This is a genomic window from Streptomyces sp. bgisy100 (assembly GCF_057709105.1).
On the sequence record NZ_JBYITE010000004.1, the window covers coordinates 152,104 to 168,765 of the forward strand.

Annotated in this window: 18 protein-coding genes; 6 read left to right on the forward strand and 12 right to left on the reverse strand. The window is 71.4% G+C overall.

Going from position 1 to position 16,662, the window contains the following annotated elements; translation table 11 throughout:
- Window positions 1-386 precede the first annotated feature (386 nt).
- The 3 genes from AC3EQ1_RS04695 to AC3EQ1_RS04705 form a co-directional block, all read right to left on the reverse strand.
- Window positions 387-800 carry a hypothetical protein gene (locus AC3EQ1_RS04695; protein ID WP_432093039.1) on the reverse strand — a complete coding sequence of 138 codons (414 nt, stop codon included), beginning with the start codon at window positions 798-800 and terminating at the stop codon, window positions 387-389.
- A 573-nt stretch (window positions 801-1,373) separates the two neighbouring features.
- Window positions 1,374-2,330 (reverse strand): NAD(P)-dependent alcohol dehydrogenase, encoded by a 957-nt coding sequence (locus AC3EQ1_RS04700; protein ID WP_432092953.1) that lies wholly within the window; start codon window positions 2,328-2,330, stop codon window positions 1,374-1,376.
- 193 nt (window positions 2,331-2,523) lie between these two features.
- Entirely contained in the window at window positions 2,524-3,432 is a 909-nt protein-coding gene (locus tag AC3EQ1_RS04705; RefSeq protein ID WP_432092954.1) for an NADP-dependent oxidoreductase, read from the reverse strand.
- Between the two features lie 174 nt (window positions 3,433-3,606).
- On the opposite strand from AC3EQ1_RS04705, the gene AC3EQ1_RS04710 reads away from it, so the two are divergent.
- Window positions 3,607-4,209, forward strand: coding sequence for a TetR/AcrR family transcriptional regulator (locus AC3EQ1_RS04710; RefSeq protein ID WP_432092955.1), 603 nt, complete (start codon window positions 3,607-3,609; stop codon window positions 4,207-4,209).
- 204 nt (window positions 4,210-4,413) lie between these two features.
- Here the strand turns inward: AC3EQ1_RS04710 and AC3EQ1_RS04715 are convergent, their stop codons facing one another.
- The 4 genes from AC3EQ1_RS04715 to AC3EQ1_RS04730 all read right to left on the reverse strand — a co-directional run bounded on the left by AC3EQ1_RS04715 (window position 4,414) and on the right by AC3EQ1_RS04730 (window position 8,375).
- Entirely contained in the window at window positions 4,414-4,953 is a 540-nt protein-coding gene (locus AC3EQ1_RS04715; protein WP_432092956.1) for a MarR family winged helix-turn-helix transcriptional regulator, read from the reverse strand.
- Window positions 4,954-5,625: 672 nt separating this feature from the next.
- On the reverse strand, window positions 5,626-6,348 hold the full coding sequence (locus AC3EQ1_RS04720; RefSeq protein ID WP_432092957.1) for a DUF4142 domain-containing protein: 723 nt from the start codon (window positions 6,346-6,348) through the stop codon (window positions 5,626-5,628).
- A gap of 225 nt (window positions 6,349-6,573) precedes the next feature.
- Window positions 6,574-7,410 carry an ABC transporter permease gene (locus AC3EQ1_RS04725; protein WP_432092958.1) on the reverse strand — a complete coding sequence of 279 codons (837 nt, stop codon included), beginning with the start codon at window positions 7,408-7,410 and terminating at the stop codon, window positions 6,574-6,576.
- Window positions 7,407-8,375 (reverse strand): ATP-binding cassette domain-containing protein, encoded by a 969-nt coding sequence (locus AC3EQ1_RS04730; RefSeq protein WP_432092959.1) that lies wholly within the window; start codon window positions 8,373-8,375, stop codon window positions 7,407-7,409. The genes AC3EQ1_RS04725 and AC3EQ1_RS04730 overlap by 4 nt, the downstream gene beginning before the upstream one ends.
- Before the next feature lie 89 nt (window positions 8,376-8,464).
- On the opposite strand from AC3EQ1_RS04730, the gene AC3EQ1_RS04735 reads away from it, so the two are divergent.
- The gene (locus AC3EQ1_RS04735) at window positions 8,465-9,202 is read left to right on the forward strand and encodes a TetR/AcrR family transcriptional regulator (RefSeq protein WP_432092960.1); all 738 of its coding nucleotides are present in this window, start codon (window positions 8,465-8,467) and stop codon (window positions 9,200-9,202) included.
- Between the two features lie 150 nt (window positions 9,203-9,352).
- Window positions 9,353-9,847 (forward strand): hypothetical protein, encoded by a 495-nt coding sequence (locus AC3EQ1_RS04740; RefSeq protein WP_432092961.1) that lies wholly within the window; start codon window positions 9,353-9,355, stop codon window positions 9,845-9,847.
- A gap of 202 nt (window positions 9,848-10,049) precedes the next feature.
- Here the strand turns inward: AC3EQ1_RS04740 and AC3EQ1_RS04745 are convergent, their stop codons facing one another.
- Window positions 10,050-10,646, reverse strand: a complete 597-nt coding sequence (locus AC3EQ1_RS04745; RefSeq protein WP_432093040.1) for a TetR/AcrR family transcriptional regulator — start codon at window positions 10,644-10,646, stop codon at window positions 10,050-10,052.
- Between the two features lie 166 nt (window positions 10,647-10,812).
- Here AC3EQ1_RS04745 and AC3EQ1_RS04750 point away from each other — a divergent pair, with 166 nt between their 5' ends.
- The gene (locus AC3EQ1_RS04750; RefSeq protein ID WP_432092962.1) at window positions 10,813-11,778 is read left to right on the forward strand and encodes an alpha/beta hydrolase family protein; all 966 of its coding nucleotides are present in this window, start codon (window positions 10,813-10,815) and stop codon (window positions 11,776-11,778) included.
- A gap of 175 nt (window positions 11,779-11,953) precedes the next feature.
- Here AC3EQ1_RS04750 and AC3EQ1_RS04755 read toward each other — a convergent pair whose 3' ends face one another.
- The 4 genes from AC3EQ1_RS04755 to AC3EQ1_RS04770 form a co-directional block, all read right to left on the reverse strand.
- On the reverse strand, window positions 11,954-12,856 hold the full coding sequence (locus tag AC3EQ1_RS04755; protein ID WP_432092963.1) for a YwqG family protein: 903 nt from the start codon (window positions 12,854-12,856) through the stop codon (window positions 11,954-11,956).
- A gap of 213 nt (window positions 12,857-13,069) precedes the next feature.
- Window positions 13,070-13,669: a hypothetical protein gene (locus AC3EQ1_RS04760; RefSeq protein ID WP_432092964.1), complete on the reverse strand. Its 600-nt coding sequence runs from the start codon at window positions 13,667-13,669 to the stop codon at window positions 13,070-13,072.
- 231 nt (window positions 13,670-13,900) lie between these two features.
- Window positions 13,901-14,653 carry an ABC transporter permease gene (locus tag AC3EQ1_RS04765; protein WP_432092965.1) on the reverse strand — a complete coding sequence of 251 codons (753 nt, stop codon included), beginning with the start codon at window positions 14,651-14,653 and terminating at the stop codon, window positions 13,901-13,903.
- Between the two features lie 161 nt (window positions 14,654-14,814).
- Window positions 14,815-15,594, reverse strand: coding sequence for an ABC transporter ATP-binding protein (locus AC3EQ1_RS04770; protein ID WP_432092966.1), 780 nt, complete (start codon window positions 15,592-15,594; stop codon window positions 14,815-14,817).
- A 74-nt stretch (window positions 15,595-15,668) separates the two neighbouring features.
- Between AC3EQ1_RS04770 and AC3EQ1_RS04775 the strand changes: the two genes are divergently transcribed.
- Both AC3EQ1_RS04775 and AC3EQ1_RS04780 read left to right on the forward strand, forming a co-directional pair.
- Window positions 15,669-16,307, forward strand: a complete 639-nt coding sequence (locus AC3EQ1_RS04775) for a TetR/AcrR family transcriptional regulator (RefSeq protein ID WP_432092967.1) — start codon at window positions 15,669-15,671, stop codon at window positions 16,305-16,307.
- Between the two features lie 2 nt (window positions 16,308-16,309).
- Window positions 16,310-16,615, forward strand: coding sequence for a DUF6204 family protein (locus AC3EQ1_RS04780; RefSeq protein ID WP_432092968.1), 306 nt, complete (start codon window positions 16,310-16,312; stop codon window positions 16,613-16,615).
- Window positions 16,616-16,662 lie beyond the last annotated feature (47 nt).

Below are 16,662 nucleotides of genomic sequence, written 5' to 3' on the forward strand. Positions count from 1 at the left end.
AGCGTAGAGCGTTTTGAGCAGTCGCTCAAGGCGGGTGTCCGGGAGGGAGATTGCTTGCACGGGGCCGGAGGACGAGCACGGAGCGCGGGGTGCGGGGTGCGGCGCTTCGGGGCCGCTGTGCCGTTCGCGCCATCGGGCCTTGACCGGCCTGGTCAGGGCCTCGCTGAACGGCGTCGGACCCCGGCTGGACGATCAGGCCGTGCTGATTGCGGCCAACGATCCCGGCCGTGCAGGGAAACGCCCGTGGAAGCCTGCTGTCGGGGACGATGCAGGCCAGTCTGTGCCGGGGGAACGCTCACATGGCCCTGGAGCGGTCGGACGGGCACCCGTATCGACGCTCAGGGGGCACGGGAAACCTGCGCCCCCTGAGCCCGGCGGAAGCACGGTCAGAGGCGTCGCAGCCATGCGGCTGCGCCATGGCCGACCGCGAGGTAAATCAGCGCGGGAAGAGCGTAGTTGAAGAAAACACGCAGCCCTTCCGCCTCCATGACGAAGATGTCCTGAGACCAGCCGGCGAGCCAGTCGGCCACACCGTGCACGAAGCCGACGAAGACATTCACCTGATTCGCTTCGAGCAGATACAGCAGGATCCACAGCCCGAGGAAAGCCGCAGCGATATCCGCGAGGCTGTGAATGATCAAGGCGAGTCGGTCCGCTCCGAGGCCTCGCCGGTTTCCTCCCCCACTCCTACTTGCATCGGAGGCCGCGTCCGGAACGGCGTTGTACGGACCGGCCGGGGCCGGGGCGTAGGGCGAGGGTGAATTGCCGTGTTGCGGGGGCTCCGCCTGGGCATACGGCAGCGGAGGCGTATCACCGGTATCCGGCGAGTTCCATCCGTCATGGTAGGGAGAGTTTCGACCGGAGCCGTATGGGCGATTTTGCGGTATGCCTTCATTGGGATAATTCACGGTCTCACGCATTTCCTGTCGGACGATTCCGAAACTCTCTTCACCGCTTTGTCACATCGATGCCCTCGGGCCGCCACCTCGCAAACGACGAGTCAATGGCGCGGGCGGCCGACTGGGCACCACCCGCGCCACGCGCGACAACTTGAGACGGCGGGGGGGGGACCGCAGACATCAAGGAATCGCGCGGCCGACAGCAATCGGCACTCTCCACTGCGGCGCGCCGGGCGAAAGTGTCACACCCGGCTCCGACCGCCTCACTGCAGACACTCCGAAGCCCCGAGGGCACGACGGGGGGCGTGGGGTCATCCGTGCCGCTCGGCCGTGACGGTGCACTTGCCGCGAATGCCGTCGCCCACCATGCCCGGCTCGCATACCGTGGCGTACCGGGCCCGGATACCCTCATGCTCATCCTGCGGAAGGTGCGACCGCTGCGGCGTAAAGAGGGCACGTCGCCCCGTGCCCCGGTCACGTGCCGGACACCGTCACCACCTGCTTGCCCACCACACCGCCCCGTTCGAACGCCTGGTGCGCCGCGGCGATGTCGGTCAGCGGATACACGCTGTCGACCACGGGCCGCAGCCCGCCGGAGGCCACGTGACCGGCCAGGGCGCGCAGCACCGCAGCGTCGGGGTCGGAGCTCAAGGTGCGGATGCGGCGGGAGCCGTGCACGGTCGAGGCGGCGATCGCGGCCACGGAGGAGGCCGACAGGGCGATGGTGGCCATCCTGCCGTCGCGGGTCAGCCGGCGCCGGTAGCCGTGCAGTTCGGAGCCGACCGTGTCCAGGATGACGTCGAAGGGGCCGATGCCGTCCGGTGCGGTGACGCCGTAGTCGAAGACCTCGTCGGCCCCCAGAGCGCGCAGCGGCTCGGCATGGCGGGCGCGGGCCAGCGCGGTGACGTGACCACCCATCGCGTGGGCGAGCTGCACGGCCGCCGTGCCGACTCCGCCGGCAGCACCGCGGACCAGGAGCCGCTCGCCGCTGGTGAAGCGCAGGGTGTCGCGCAGCGCGGTCAGCGCGGTGGTCCCGGCGACGACGAGGGAGGCCGCCTCCACCGAGGAGATGCCTGCCGGAGCGGGCCCGATGCGATCCGCGCCGACCACGACGTACTCGGCGGCCGGGCCGACGGTGCGCCGCTTCAGCGGGGGCACCGTGCCCCACACACGGTCCCCCACCCGGTGGTCGCGGACATCGGCACCGGTCGCGGCGACGACACCGGCGAAGTCCAGTCCCACACCGATCGGGAACCGGCGCCCGGTCACGATCCGCAGTCCCCCCGCGCGAACAATGGTGTCGAGCCCGTTCACGCCGGACGCCTCGACCGCCACCAGCACCTCACCCGGTCCGGGCGCGGGGCGGTCGACGTCGTTGATCCGCAGGACGGTCGGTGCGTCTCCGTAACCGGTGATCTGGGCGGCCTTCATGGGGTTCTCCTATCGGTTGTTGCCGGTCAGGGCGTTAGTGGTGGTGTGTTCGGCACAGGCCGGGCGGGCGTGCGGCCGGGCTCACGGGCCGGGCGGTCACGGGCTGAGCGTTCTCGGGCGGAGCGTTTTTGGGCCGAGCGTTCACGGGCTCGGCCGAGGTGGGCGGCTCGGGCCGGGCAGGCGAGGGCCCGGGTCAGGGCAGGAGGACGACCTTGCCCCGGGTGCGGCGGGCTTCGATGTCGGCGTGGGCGCAAGCGGCCTCGGCGAGCGGGTAGCTGTGCCCCACGGGCACGTCGAGGCTGCCGGCGGCGATCAGATCGGCCAGTCGCGGCAGGGCCTCGGGGAAACGGTCGGCCGGGTCCATGCCGGTGAACCGCACGCCGTGCTCGGCGAAGGACGGGTCGGCAATGGTGATCACCCGGTCCGCGTCGCCGGTCAGGGCGACGGAGTCGGCGAGGACGCCCGCGCCCGAGGTGTCGAACACGGCGTCCACACCGTCCGGGGCGGCGGCGCGCACCCGTTCCACCCAGCCGTCGCCGTAGCGCACGGCGACGGCGCCGAGGCCGATGGCCCGCTCGATGTCCCGCTCGGCGGCAGTACCGATCACGGTGATACCGCGGGCGGCGGCCACCTGTACGGCGATGGCGCCCACGCTGCCGCCGGCGCCGTGGACGAGCAGCGTCCGCCCCGGCCGCACGCCGAGGTGCTCGATCGCCCGCCAGGCGGCCTCGCCGACCGTCACCACCGCGGCCGCGGTCTCGAAGGACACCGCCGCGGGCTTGGTGACGGGCCGGTCGAGGAGTGCGTACTGGCTGTAGCCACCGGCGGAGGCGACACCGAAGACCTCGTCGCCGACCGACGCCGTGGCGCCCTCGCCGACGCGGTCGACGACACCGGCCACGTCCCAGCCGGGGACCGCCGGGAAGCCGACCGGGAAGACGCCCTGCATCAGCCCGGCGCGTATTCGCAGGTCGATGGGGTTGACGGCGGCTGCCCGCACGCGGATGCGGACCTGGCCGGGGCCCGGTTCGGGGGTGGCGACCCGGGACCGGGTGAGGACTTCGGGTCCGCCGTACTCGGAGTAGGTCATGGCAGTGGACATCAGGCACTTCCTGGGATCGGGAGCCGCACCGATGCGAATCATCCAGTGCGTGTGATTCCGTTGTATCACACACGCTGGATGATTCATACGGGGTGGACGATCACCCCGGGCCGGACGATCGGCGATGTGGATTGAATCACACGACACGTATGATTCTTCGCTAGAATGGGCCCCATGCAGGAGCCTCTCCACCGCCGCCGGCCGACCCCGAGCAACCCGCGCGTCCAGCGCACCCGCACCCGCGTGCTGTCCGTCGCACGCGATCTGCTGCCCCAGGCCGGACCGGCCGGGCTGACGTACGCGCTGCTGGCCGAGCGCGCCGACGTCACCCGCCAGACCCTCTACCGCCACTGGCCCAACCGGGCCGCCCTGCTCTTCGACCTGATCCTGGAGGGCCCCGACCTCGGCAACTACCCCGAGCCGGGCGGCGATGTACGCGTCGTGGCCACCGACTGGCTGAAGAGCCTGCGCGACGGCATCAGCGAACCGGCCGTCCGCACCGCGGTGCTGGCCGTCACCGCCCAGGCCGACCACGACCCCGCCAGCGCCCAGGCTCTGACGCGCATCGGCCAGGACCGCCGCGCGGCCCTGAACCGGCTGCTGGAGCCGTCAGGGATCCAGATCGACGAGACCGAGCACACCCTGCTCTACGGGCCCGTCCTCGCCCGCCTCTTCTTCGACCGCGATCAGGTGACCGACACGTTCATCGACACGCTCGTCGCCCAGTGGGTCACCACGCTCGAACAGCGGCGACAGCCGGAGACTCAGCGGGACTGACGAGGCCGGTGCACCGCGCCCCGGCTTCTCCTCGGTGTGCGTCCCCGGGTTCCTCGCGTCCCCGGGGCCCGGTTCCCGTCGCGTTCCCGCATCCCGTCGCAAGCCCGGAATCCCGCAGTCCCGTCGGCCGCCATCAGGTACGCGCACGGTTCCAGGCGCCCTGGAACCGGAACCGGACGGCGGAGGGCCCGGGAGGGCCGCCCCTCAGCCCCGCTCGACCGACCAGCCGAGGGGATACAGGTCACGGCCCGAGTCGCGGACGGCGGGCTCGTCGCCGGCGTCGGTGAAGGCCGTCAAGGCTTCGACGAGGGCCACCCTTTGGGCAGGGGCCATGCGCGCGATGGTCCGTGCGATCTCGTCGCGCCGCCTGGTCATGACCTGGTCGACGACCGTCCGCCCCTCCTCGGTCAGTTGCAACAGGCTCTCCCGCCGGTTGCTCGGATTGACCTGGCGGTCGGCCAGCCCCGCCGCGGTGAGCCGGTCCATCATGCGCATGGCGGTGGACGGGTTGACTCCCAGGCTCTCGGCCAGGACGACGAGCTTGGCCGCGCCGTGCGTCGCGAGCACGACGAGGAGCCGGAACTGCGGGAGCGTCAGCCGGTCCTCGACGGCCGCGAGCGATCGGGCCGACATGGCGACGAGCAGCCGGGAGGCCGTCATCACCGCTTGCGTCACCGCGTCCACATCGTCGAGGTCCCGTGCAAGATCGTCGAGGTCCTGTGCGGGGCGTTCTGCATCGGCCATGCTCTCTTTTCTACCCGATGCCCCACCCGGTGCCGACGCCGCTCGCACACCTCCCCCGAGGCCCGGGTACCCGGCCGAGATGCCCTGGCACATGACCGAACGGGCCCGGCGCTCAAGGGACCGGGCAGCGGCGGACCGGTGGGCGGGCGATATGAATCCTGTGGCGGCGAGGCGTTCCGGGCCCGGCAGCGGATGGGACCGGCAGGCGGACGCGACCGTGGAGTCCAGGCCTTCGCGGAGTCGGAGGTCTTCGCGGAGTCCTCGGTGTCGCGGAGTCCTGGGTGTAGTGGCGGCGACACCCACTGCGCGCCCCGAGACCGGTAGCGGCACCGACGAACGCCCCGGCCACAGAGGGACGAGGACGGCCGTCACGATCCGGAGCCGTGTCGCTTCTCCACGGACAAGTCCTGCTCCGAACAGTGCGGCACCGTAGGCGCATGCGGCGAACGGCTCCGCAAGAGATGCCCGACAAGCGCCGGAAGCGGCGCACCGTGCCAGTGCCGCACCCTCCCCGGGCTCGCCTGTCCGGCGAGCCCTTCACCACCTCATCATTGCACAGTGCAAAAGTCCAGACGTGGGGCAGCCGAAGAGTGGCGACGACTGCCGAGCCCCCGTCAACAGCGCGCTCCGGAACGGTCCGAGCACCGTCGGCCACTCCGGCCTCGGAGCGACCTACTCCGGCCTCGGGGCGACGGCCTTCTCGACCTCCCTGAAGGTGGATTCGCTCACGAGACCGGTGTCCTCCAGCACCTCCATGTGGTCCATGACGGTCTGGTTCGCCTGCCGGGCATGACGGCGGATCAGGTCGTTCTGGGTCGCTGCCCGCACCTCGGCGATGGTGGCGAAGATCTTGCCGTGGGACGCGCGGAGCAGATTCGCGAACAGCCGGTCGAACTCCGCCCCGTGTGCCTTCTTGAGCTGGTCGACCCAGCCCTGCTGCTCGGCGGAGGCCTCCTCGGGCAGTCCCACACCCAGGATCTCGGCGTCCTCCCGGACCAGTTGGTCCAACTTGCTGTGCCCGTCGAGCAGGTGCAGCCCGGCCCGCTTCACCGCCTCACTCTCGCCGTGGCTCTGCGCCAGTCGACCGGCCGGAATCTCCCACAGTCCCGCCTGGCGCACCTTGACCAGGAACGTCTTGTCGACCTGGGTGACGGGCTGCGGCCCCGACGCGGCCCGGCCGGCCGCGGAGCCCGCCTCCGTCCCGGCCCCGTGGCCCGCACCGTGCGGCGAGGCGCTGCCGACGCCCACGGTTCCGTCCGCGGAGGTCTCGCTCGCGTCGCTCTGCTGAAGGGTGAACACGGAGAGGACGGCGAGTGCTGTGGCCGCGACGGCCGACGTGATGACGATCGTGCGCGTTTTGCCCTTCGGCTGGGCATCGCGACGGTGGTGGTACATGGTGCCTCCCTCGACACATCTGCTGACGTTGTCGCGGGAGGGGCGGCTGGCACGGCGCGCTTCCCTGCAGTACGGACGCGACCGGCGCAGTGTTCAGGCGTGGCACGCATGCATCGGATCCGGGAATCCGGAGCCACGAGCCCGAAGCCGGGACCCGAAGCCCGCGGCTCGGAGCCACGCACGCCGAGCCCGAAGCCCGGGCCCCGGATCCCCGGCCGGGTCATCTCACCGGCTCAGCCGCTGGAACCGCCGCACCGCCAGAGGCAGGAAGACCGCGGTGATCACCAGTGGCCACACCACTGCCATGAGCACCGCGTGCTGCTCGACCCACGTGTCGCCCCCGGCGCCCGGGTTCCCGAAGAGCTCGCGGGTTGCGGCGACCGTGGACGAGACGGGGTTCCAGGCCGCCACCGGGGCCAGCCAGGCCGGCATCAGCGAAGGCGCCACATAGACACTGGAGATCATGGTGAGGGGGAAGACAACGGCGTACAGGCCGCCCGCCGCCTCCGCGTCGGGCACCACGAGGCCGCACCACACACCCACCCAGATCAGACTGAAGCGCAGGAGCAGCAGCAGCCCGAAGGCCGCGGCCGTCGCCGCGAGCCCACCGTCGGAGCGCCAGCCGATCGCGAGGGCGGTGGCGGCGAGGATGGCGAGTTCCGCGGCGGCCACGACCAGATCGGCCACCCCCTGCCCCGACGCCACCGCCGAAGGGGCCATCGGCATGGACCGAAAGCGATCGGTGACCCCCTTGGCCGAGTCCGCCACCACGGCCATCGCGGTGCTCATGAAGCCGAACACCATGGTCGTGGCGAACATCCCCGGCATGAGGAACGGCCGGTAGTCGCCGCCGTCCGGCACCTGCATGGCGCCGCCGAAGACGAAGCCGTACAGCAGCACGGAGACGATGGGGAAGCCGAGTCGCCAGAGAATCGCGACCGGCTGACGGCGGTAGTGCAGCATGCCGCGACGTACGACATTCCCGCAGTCGACGAGCGCCCAGCGGCTCCGCTCGTACAGACTCTCCGCCCGCGGGACGGTCGGTTCGACAGCTGTGGTCATCGGGCAGCCTCCGTGCGGTGTCCGGTCAGGCGCAGGAAGACATCGTCGAGACTCGGCCTGCGCAGTCCGAGGTCCTCGACCTGAACACCCTCGTCACGCAGGGTCCGCGCGACCTCCGTCAGCGCGGCCACCCGGTCGTCGACGGGTGCGTGCACCCGGCGCTCCCGCTCGACCGTTTCGGGCTCGGCGCCGGGGACGGCGACGCGGGCGATCACCGCGGCCACCCGCCTCAGGTCGCGGGCGTGGGCCGTGACGACCTCGATGCGGTCGCCGCCCACCGTGTTCTTCAGTCCGCCGGGAGTGTCATCGGCGATGGCCCTCCCCCGGTCCATCACGGTGATGTGCGCGGCGAGCCGGTCGGCCTCGTCCAGGTACTGCGTGGTCAGCAGTACGGTCGTGCCGCCCGCGACCAAGGTCCTCACGGTGTCCCAGACTTCGCCCCGGGCCCGCGGGTCGAGTCCGGTCGTCGGTTCGTCGAGGAAGAGCACCTCGGGGGTCAGGATCATCGACACGGCGAGGTCGAGCCGGCGCCGCATCCCGCCGCTGTACTCGTCCACCCCCTTGTCGCCCGCCTCCGTGAGGCCGAACTCCTCGAGCAGTTGACCCGCCCGGTGCCCGGCGCGCCGGCCGCCGAGCCGGAAGAGCCTCCCGAACACTTCCAGGTTCTGCCGCCCGGTGAGGCTCTCGTCCAGGGCGGCGTACTGCCCGGTGAGACCGATGCGCCGCCGCACTCCCTGCGGGTCGCGCGCAGGATCGACCCCCGCCACGGTCACCCGGCCGCCGTCCAGCCGGACCAGGGTCGCCAGGATCCGGACCGCGGTGGTCTTGCCCGCGCCGTTGGGGCCGAGCAGTCCGTGCACCGTGCCCCGGCGCACCGCCAGGTCGAAACCGTCGAGGGCGCAGGTCTCTCCGTAGCGCTTCCGCAGGCCGTCGGCCCATACCGCGTACTCCTGTTGTCCGTTCATGTCCGTCACCCCTTCAAGAAACTGAGTACACCGTACCCTTTTCAGCGTACGGTGTACTCGATTTTGGGGCGGAGGCATAGGGTGAACCCATGACGCGCAGCAGCCTCGAACTCCTGTGGGGCACCGGCGACCGCCCCAGCCGCGGCCCCAAACCGGGCCTCAGCCTCGACCGGATCGTCACCGCCGCCGTCGAAGTCGCCGACGCGGAGGGCCTGGCGGCCGTCTCGATGCGCCGCGTCTCCACCGAACTCGGCGTCGGCACGATGTCGCTGTACCGGTACGTCCCCGGCAAGGCGGAGCTCCTCGATCTGATGCTCGACCGTGTCCAGGCCGAGTCCCTCGCCACGGATCCACCACGGGCCGCCGACTGGCGCGCGACCGTCGGCCTCCTGGCCCGCAGCCATCGGGAGCTCTTCCACCGGCACACCTGGCTGATCGAGGTCAACGAGGCCCGTTCCGCCCTCGGCCCCAGCACCCTGCGCGGGCTGGAAATCTGCCTGACCGGCCTCCGGAGCATGGGCCTGAGCGACCCCGAGACGATTTCGGTGATCATCGCGGTGCAGAGCTTCGCCACGGGCATCGCCCGGATGGAGATCCAGTCGGCGCAGGCCGCCGAGGAGACCGGCGTGAGCCACGAGGAATTCTGGGAAGGGCAGCGGCCGTTCCTGGAACGGGCCATGCACAGCGGGCAGTTCCCGCACATGGCCACCCTGTCCGAGGACACGTTCTCCCAGGAGTTCGACCACTTCGGCTTCGGACTCGAGCGCCTCATGGACGGCCTGGAGGTCCTTGTCGCACGGCGAGCCGCGGAGAACGACGCGAGATGAACACGGCCGGCCGGCCGAGCCTCATGTGATCAGCAACGGACCGCGTCCGGCACGGCAGCCGTCATGACCGGTGGCGTCCGACAACGCGGCGCGTCCGGTCCGGGAACCGGGAAGGGACCGGGGCCGGAACCGGAAGGAGGAGGTGACGGGATGCCCGACAGCGGCGGCGAACAGCACCGTCACTTCGAGGCCGCCAGCGGCAACGGAGCCGCACACACCGGCACCGCCGAGGACCGCGAAGCCCAGGTGCGCACCGCCTTCGCAGGGTTGCTGCAGATCCGGACCATGATGAACACCGAGGCCGCGGAGCCTCATGCGCTTCCCGCCCCGTGGGAACGGCACCGGCCCGTCCAGGCCGTGGCTCTCGCTCTGGAGGCCGCGGGCATCCCGCCGTCGGCGACCGGCCCCGACGGCAGCCGTACCGCCGCCGGGTACTGCGTCGACGAGGCCGGCACGCCGGGCACGGTCCGCGTGGAATGGCTCGGCCCGCCGGGCAGCGGCGCGGCGCAGCACCAGCAGGCCGAGCTGAAGCGGTGCGCCGAGGTCCTGCGCCCACTGGGATGGGAAGTCCTGGAGTACCGGGGCCGCGGCCGGCAGCGCTTCCTGGAAGTGGAACCCCTTCCGCTGTCGCGGTCAGGTGCTTGACCAGGCCGAAGACGCTGGTGCCGGAGGGCACTCCAGGCGTCCGCCCCTGCCCGTCGATCGGCGGGCGACGCTTCGCGTGAAGGCTGCCCGGTCACAACAGAAGACCGAAAGACACAAGGCAAGGAGCGCCCATTCCTTGCCACACCGCCGCACATCGCGTGGAAGCCGGGGAGGGGCCAGGTCTCGATGTCGCTCGCCGGCGTCAGCAGGCCTGAGGTTGCTGAAGCCCCTGGAGGAGGAGGGCGATCAGGCGTCGGGGGTCGTACCGGGGGTCGTTGTCGCGTCCGATGCAGAGGTTGCCGATGCCGCGCATCAGCTCGTAGGGCTGCGTACCGGGCCTGATATCGCCGGCCTCGACCGCGGCGTCGAGCAGTCGGGCGCAGACGGGCAGCAGGCGGTCGAGGAAGTAGGCGTGCAGCGCGGCGAAGCGGTCACTCTCGGACTGCAGGGCGTCGGCGAGTCCGTGCTTGGTGACCAGGAAGTCGACGAACAGGTCGATCCACTGGCGCAGTGCGTCGACCGGGGAGTCGGCGCTCGTCAGCAGACGGGGGCCTGCCTCGGCGCAGGCCTCGATCTGGTGGCGGTAGACGGCGGTGACCAGATCCGCCCGGGTCGGGAAGTGGCGGTAGACCGTGGCCATCCCGACGCCTGCCCGGGCCGCGATCCGACGGATCGGCGCGTCGACGCCGTCGGTGACGAAGACCTCGGCGGCGGCGGTGAGCACCGTCTGCCGGTTGCGCTGGGCGTCGGACCGCTTGCTTCGGGACGACGACTCTCCTGCGGGGCCCTCGGCGGCCATCACGTTCTCCTTCGACACCGCTTGACAAAACGGATCACCGCTCCGGATATTAAACGGAGCAGTGTTCCGTTTCAGCTTAGCCGAAACGGGGCGCCCCTGACCGCCTTGCCCACCCCTCGGACGCAGGACCGGGTGGGCAAGGCGCCACCGAAAGGGAACCCACATCGTGAGCACCTCCACCGCCACCAGCGCCGACGCCTTGGGCGCGCCCGTCCCGGTCCTGTCCTTCAGCCCCGTAGTCCTCTCCGTGCCCGGACGTCCCGTGGACCTCCAGGTGCGCGTCTCCGCCCCCGCGACCGGAACCGGCCTCCCCGTCGTCCTCCTCTCCCACGGCCACGGCCCCTCGAACAACCTCTCCTCGCTCAACGGCTACGCGCCGCTCGCCGACTTCTGGGCGGCGCACGGATTCGTCGTCGTCCAGCCCACCCATCTCACCTCCAGGACACTGAGCCACCTGGTCGCCAATGCTCCCGGCGCACCGTTCTTCTGGCGTTCCCGCGCCGAGGACATGACACATGTCCTCGACCGGCTCGACGTCATCGAGAACGCCGTGCCGCAACTCGCCGGACGGATCGACCACGCCAAGGTCGCCCTCGCCGGGCACTCGCTCGGCGGCTTCACCGCCGCCCTCCTGCTGGGCGCCGGGCTCACCGATCCCGACACCGGGAACGTGGTGCGCCTCGTCGAGCCCCGGATCAAGGCGGGCGTACTGCTCGCCGCGCCCGGCAGGGGCGGCGACGTCCTCAATGGGCCCATGGCCGAGCAGTGGCCCGTCATCGGGGCCGTCGACTTCTCCACCATGACCACACCCGCGCTGGTCGTCGCCGGCGACAAGGACGACTCCCGGCACTTCACGGACATGGGACCGGACTGGCACGCGGACCCCTACACCCTCGCCCCCGGCCCCAAGGCCCTGCTCACCCTGTTCGACGCGGAGCACGGACTCGGCGGAATCTCCGGATACGACGCCGCCGAGACCACCGACGAGAACCCCGAGCGAGTGGCCGCCCTCGCCCGGCTCACCGCGGCCTACCTCCACACCCGGCTCCACCCCGGCGCCCCCACGTGGCAGACCACGTGCGAGGCACTGACGACCGGCCCCGACCGGGTAGGACGAGTCGAGGTCAAGTAGGCGCCTGGCCTCCGCTCCAGCCACGGACACATCCGCCAACGGGCGGTCCCACCGCCATCGGCCGACTCGCCTCATCGGGTCGCGCAGGGGCCGCAGCCCCGCACCCGGCACGCAGCCCCTCACCCGGCAAGCAGGCGGTGCACGGTCCGCAGGCGGTGCGCGGTCCCCCCAGGAGTCAGCTGCACTGCCACGTGAACATCGCCCGGTCGAAGCGGCGTCGGGCCAGGTCCTCGGGGCGTATGAGCCAGTAGAGGACGCCGCAGTCGCCCCACATCATGCCGGCGTCGTCGTCCGAGTCGAACTGGGCGAGCAGCACCCAGCGCAGGGCCTCCTCCTGGATGCGCGGGTCGGTCCACGGCGGGCTGCCGAGCACGCCGTGGGCGACGTCGGACTCCACCTCGTCCTGGACCGGGTGCGCATGGCCGCCGATGCGGTGCTCCGCGCCCTCGAAGTGATCATCCAATGCCTCCTGGAAGTCCTCGTCCCACACCGGGTGGTCGTCGGGCATCGGCGCGAACTCCCGGTACACAGCGGGGTGCCAGGGGTACGGCTCCGTCGTCTCGGCCCTTGCCGTCAGCGGTATCGCGGTGAACGGCTCGATCCCCTCCGGCGCCGGCCGCTCGGTGACGGACACACCCGCCGGTATGTACAGCACACGCGCACCCGCCCAGCTGTCGGGCTCAGCGGGCGCCACCACCGCGGTGCCGTCGTCCAGTTGCCCGTCGAAGTAGAAGAAAGCCAGCGTGCCATCGGTCGGCAGGGTGATGTCGAGACCGGCGGAGGGGAGCGCGGCACAGTCGAGCGATGCGACGAAGGAGAGGGCGCCGTTCCCCTCCCACGTGGGCCACTCCTCGTTCTCCGGGAGCTCCGGCAGGCCACCGAGCCGGCCGACGACGGACGCCGCGCCCTGGCCGTTGCCCGTACCCGTACCCGTGCTCGTGCCCGTGCCGGTGGCCGTTCCCGCGGCCTTGTCGAGGCGCAGGCTCGGCCGCAGCAGGCCGATCCACCGCTCGGCGATCTCGTGGGGCAGATGCTCGCGGGCGAGCGCGTGCAGCGGGTCGGTGGTGCCGTGTGTCATGGGGACGATGATGCAGGCCCCCACTGACATCGGGCCGTTACTGCCATCGGACCGTTACTGCCATCAGCCGCTACTGACAACCGACCGATACTGACGCGGGCGGATCCGGACAACAGCCCATTCACGTCCGGGTCTTCACACCATGGCCGCCCCCGCCCGCGCCCCGGTCCCCGAACGGGGAACCGGAGGCGGGCGGGGGCGGCCGTCGGGTGTCTACTCCGCGATGTCGATGTGCATGTTGAAGGTCCGCCCGGCGATCCGCACCAGGAGGTTGCCCTGTACGCCGCGGGTGTCGAGGGTGTCCCCGACGTTGCCCTTGCCCGCCTTGGCCTTGTCCTGCGGTTCGAAGCTCTGGAAGTTGGTGAAGACACCGTCGCCGGTGGCGAAGCCCGCCGCCTTGTCCCACTGACCCTGCAGGGTCTCGTAAGCGGTGGTGCTCATGGGCTTGGCGACCAGGCCCAGGTTGACCCGCTGCCCGCCCACATAGGCGTCGGCGCACAGTTCGAGGATCTTCGGGATCTGGGTGGCCTTCAGCACCTTGTCCTGCTTGACCGCGGCCAGCAGCCCGTCGGCGTCGGCGCTCAGCTTGCGCTGCCGGGCCTCCCGCGCGGCGGTCGAGGTGATCTCGATCTGATCGCTGTCGATCGCCTTGTGGGCCTGCTCGAACCCGTACGCCTTGTCGCAGGCGATGTCGATCGTGGTGCTCCACTGCTTCGCGCTGAGCCACTCACGGTCGAACCCGACCGACGCGCAGTACGCGATGAGGTCCGCTTCCGCTTCCTCCGTGCTCTTGGCGTACTTCCCCTTGGGCATGGCGCTTCCCCCCGGTTCCCCAGTGTCGTTCCGGTTGTCGGTCCGACGGCCACCAAGGTCCCATGACGGGCCGTCACTGTCACCCGGTTCCACCCATTCCGATCCCTTCGGCACCGTATGAGCAGCATTCGCCCTGGTGGAAGTCATACCGAACTGGTGTCCACTCAGTGGCAGTTGCCCGACAACCTCCGGATTTCCGTAGGGTGCGCCCCGGGCTCGGAGCCCCTTTCCTCACCCCCGGGCGCGGCCGAAGAGGCGCGCGCCGCCGAGCAGGCAGACGGCGGCCAGGGCGAGGGTGACGGCGGCACCGGCGGCCACGGTGCCGTTGGCATAGTGCCCGAGGAAGGCCTGGCGCACCGCGTCGGCGGTGTAGCGGAGCGGTACGGCGCGGGAGACGCCGTTCAGCCAGCCGGGGGCGAGGGTCATCGGCAGCAGCAGGCCGGAGAGCAGCATGACCGGCATCACCGCCGTGTTGACGACGGCGGCGAACTCCGGCGCCGTCCGGATGTTCATGGCCAGGCCGTAGGAGAGGGCGGACATCGCCGCCGCGAGCACCGCGACGAAGAGCAGCCCGATGAGGACGCCGGGCAGCGGGGCGCGGAGGCCGAACGCCAGGCCGATCAGCACGAGGAGCACGGACTGCGCGAGGAGCTGGACGACGTCGCGCAGGGTGCGGCCCAGCAGCAGGGCCATGGGGCTCACCGGGGTGACGCGCATCCGGTCGATCACCCCGAGGTTGCGGTCCATCAGCAGCCCGAGGCCGACGTAGGAGCCGCCCAGCAGGGCGAGCTGGACGAGCACACCGGGCACGAACGCCTGCCAGGAGGAGCCGCTGGTGCCCAGGTCGACCTCGGTCAGCAGGGGCCCGAACAGGGCGAGGAAGAGCAACGGTTGGAGCATGCCGAAGAACAGGCTGGTCCGGGAGCGGAGCGTGGCGCGCAGGTAGCGGCCGAAGATGATGCCGGTGTCGGCGAGCAGGGTCATGACGGGAACCTCGGGTCGGCTGCGGAGTCCGGCGGTGGACCGCGGATCCGGCAGGTGGACGGTTCGGGGCGGCGGATGGGCCGCGGAGACGGCGGACGGGCCGCGGAAGCAACGGGTGGGACGTCAGAGGAGGACCGGCCGCGGAAGCAGCGGGTGACGCGTCAGAGGGTGACGGGTTCGTCGGCCGCCGTCCGGCCGGTGATGGCCAGGAAGGCGTCCTGGAGCGTGGCGGCGGGGCCGCCCGCGTAGCGGGTCTTGAGGTCGGTGGAGGTGCCCTCCGCGACAACGGCTCCGGCGTCCACGACGACGATGCGGTCGGCGAGGGCGTCGGCCTCGTCCAGGTAGTGCGTGGTGAGGAAGACCGTGGCGCCGTGGGCGGAGCGGATGCGCCGGACCAGGTCCCAGAGTTCGGCGCGGCTGCGCGGGTCGAGTCCGGTGGTGGGCTCGTCGAGGAAGAGCACTTCGGGCCGGTTGACCAGGCCGAGCGCGATCTCGACCCGCCGCCGCTGGCCGCCGGAGAGCGCTGCCGTGGGCCGGTCGAGCAGGTCCAGCAGGTCCAGTTCGCGGGCGAGTTCCTCGGTGCGCTGTCGCACCACGGACCTGGACAGCCGGTGCAGCCTGCCCTGGGTCGTCAGTTCCTCGCGCACGGTGCAGGCGGGGTCCAGGCCGCCGGACTGCGCGACGTAGCCGATCCGGCGGCGTACGCCCGCGGGGTCGCCGAGCAGGTCGAGTCCGGCGACCTCGGCCTCGCCCCCGGTGGGCGGCAGGAGGGTGGCGAGCATGCGCACGGTGGTGGTCTTGCCCGCGCCGTTGCGGCCGAGGAAGCCGAGGATCTCGCCGCGGTCGACGGTCAGGTCGAGGCCCCGGACCGCGGGTACGGGGCCGGTCTTGAGCCGGAACGTCCGGGTGAGGCCCCGGGTCCGGATGACAGGTGAGGACATGTCATCGATAAAAGCACAGCCCACTGAAAACTTGCAATGGACTTAAAGTTTGGCGTGCAGTTAGACTTCCGGCCATGACCGAAGGGCTGCGGGAACGCAAGAAGCGGCAGACGCGGAAGCGCATCTCCGAGACGGCCGTCGGCCTGTTCGTGGAGCGCGGATTCGAGCACGTCACGATCGCCGAGGTCGCCGAGGCGGCGGAGGTGTCCGTGAACACCGTCTACAACTACTTCCAGGCCAAGGAGGACCTCGTCCTGCCGCCGGACCAGGCCTCTCCGGAGCGGCTCGCCGACATGGTGCGGCACCGCGCCCCCGGCGAGTCCGCCGCCGGCGCGGTGCTGAGCACGCTGCGCGACGAGGTGCACCGCCGGGACCGCAGCCTCGGCCTGACCGCGGGGTTCGGCCGGGTCTACGCCATGATGCGGGCCGCCCCCACGCTCACCGCCCGGCTGGAGGAGCTCGGCCGGCAGATGACCGACGCGCTCGCTCTCGTCCTGGCCGAGGAGACCGGTGCCGGACCGGACGACCCCACGCCCCGGGTGGCGGCCGCCCAACTCGGCGCCCTGCACGCGCTGATCTTCGCCGAGATCGGCCGGCTCACCTCGGCGGGCGCAGGCCCCGACGCGATCGCCGCGGCGGTGCTGCGCCTGCTGGACGTCAGTGAGGACCTGCTCGGCGAACGCCTTTTGGGCTTCGCCGCACGAGAGGAGTGACCGTGTTCCGAGTGACCATCCGCGGAACCTTCGACGGGCTGAGCGAGGCGGGCCGGGCCGGTCTGCTCGCCGACGCGGACGCGTTCCGGGCCGCCTTCACCGAGGCGGGCACCTTCACGTACGACCGGGGTCTGTCGGCCTTCACCTTCCGGTGCGAGCTCCCCGCCGGCCCCGACGACGGCGAGGAGGAGGCGACCCGGCGGGCCGTCACGGCGCTGGAGGCCCACGGGTATCCGCACCGGATCCTGCGCGTGGCGGTGACGGACATGCGGGAGATCAAGGTCCGCCGCAAGGGGCGGGCGCGGTAGCCGGGCGGCTGGAGCCCGCCCGGCTGCCGCACCGCGCCCGCCGCCCC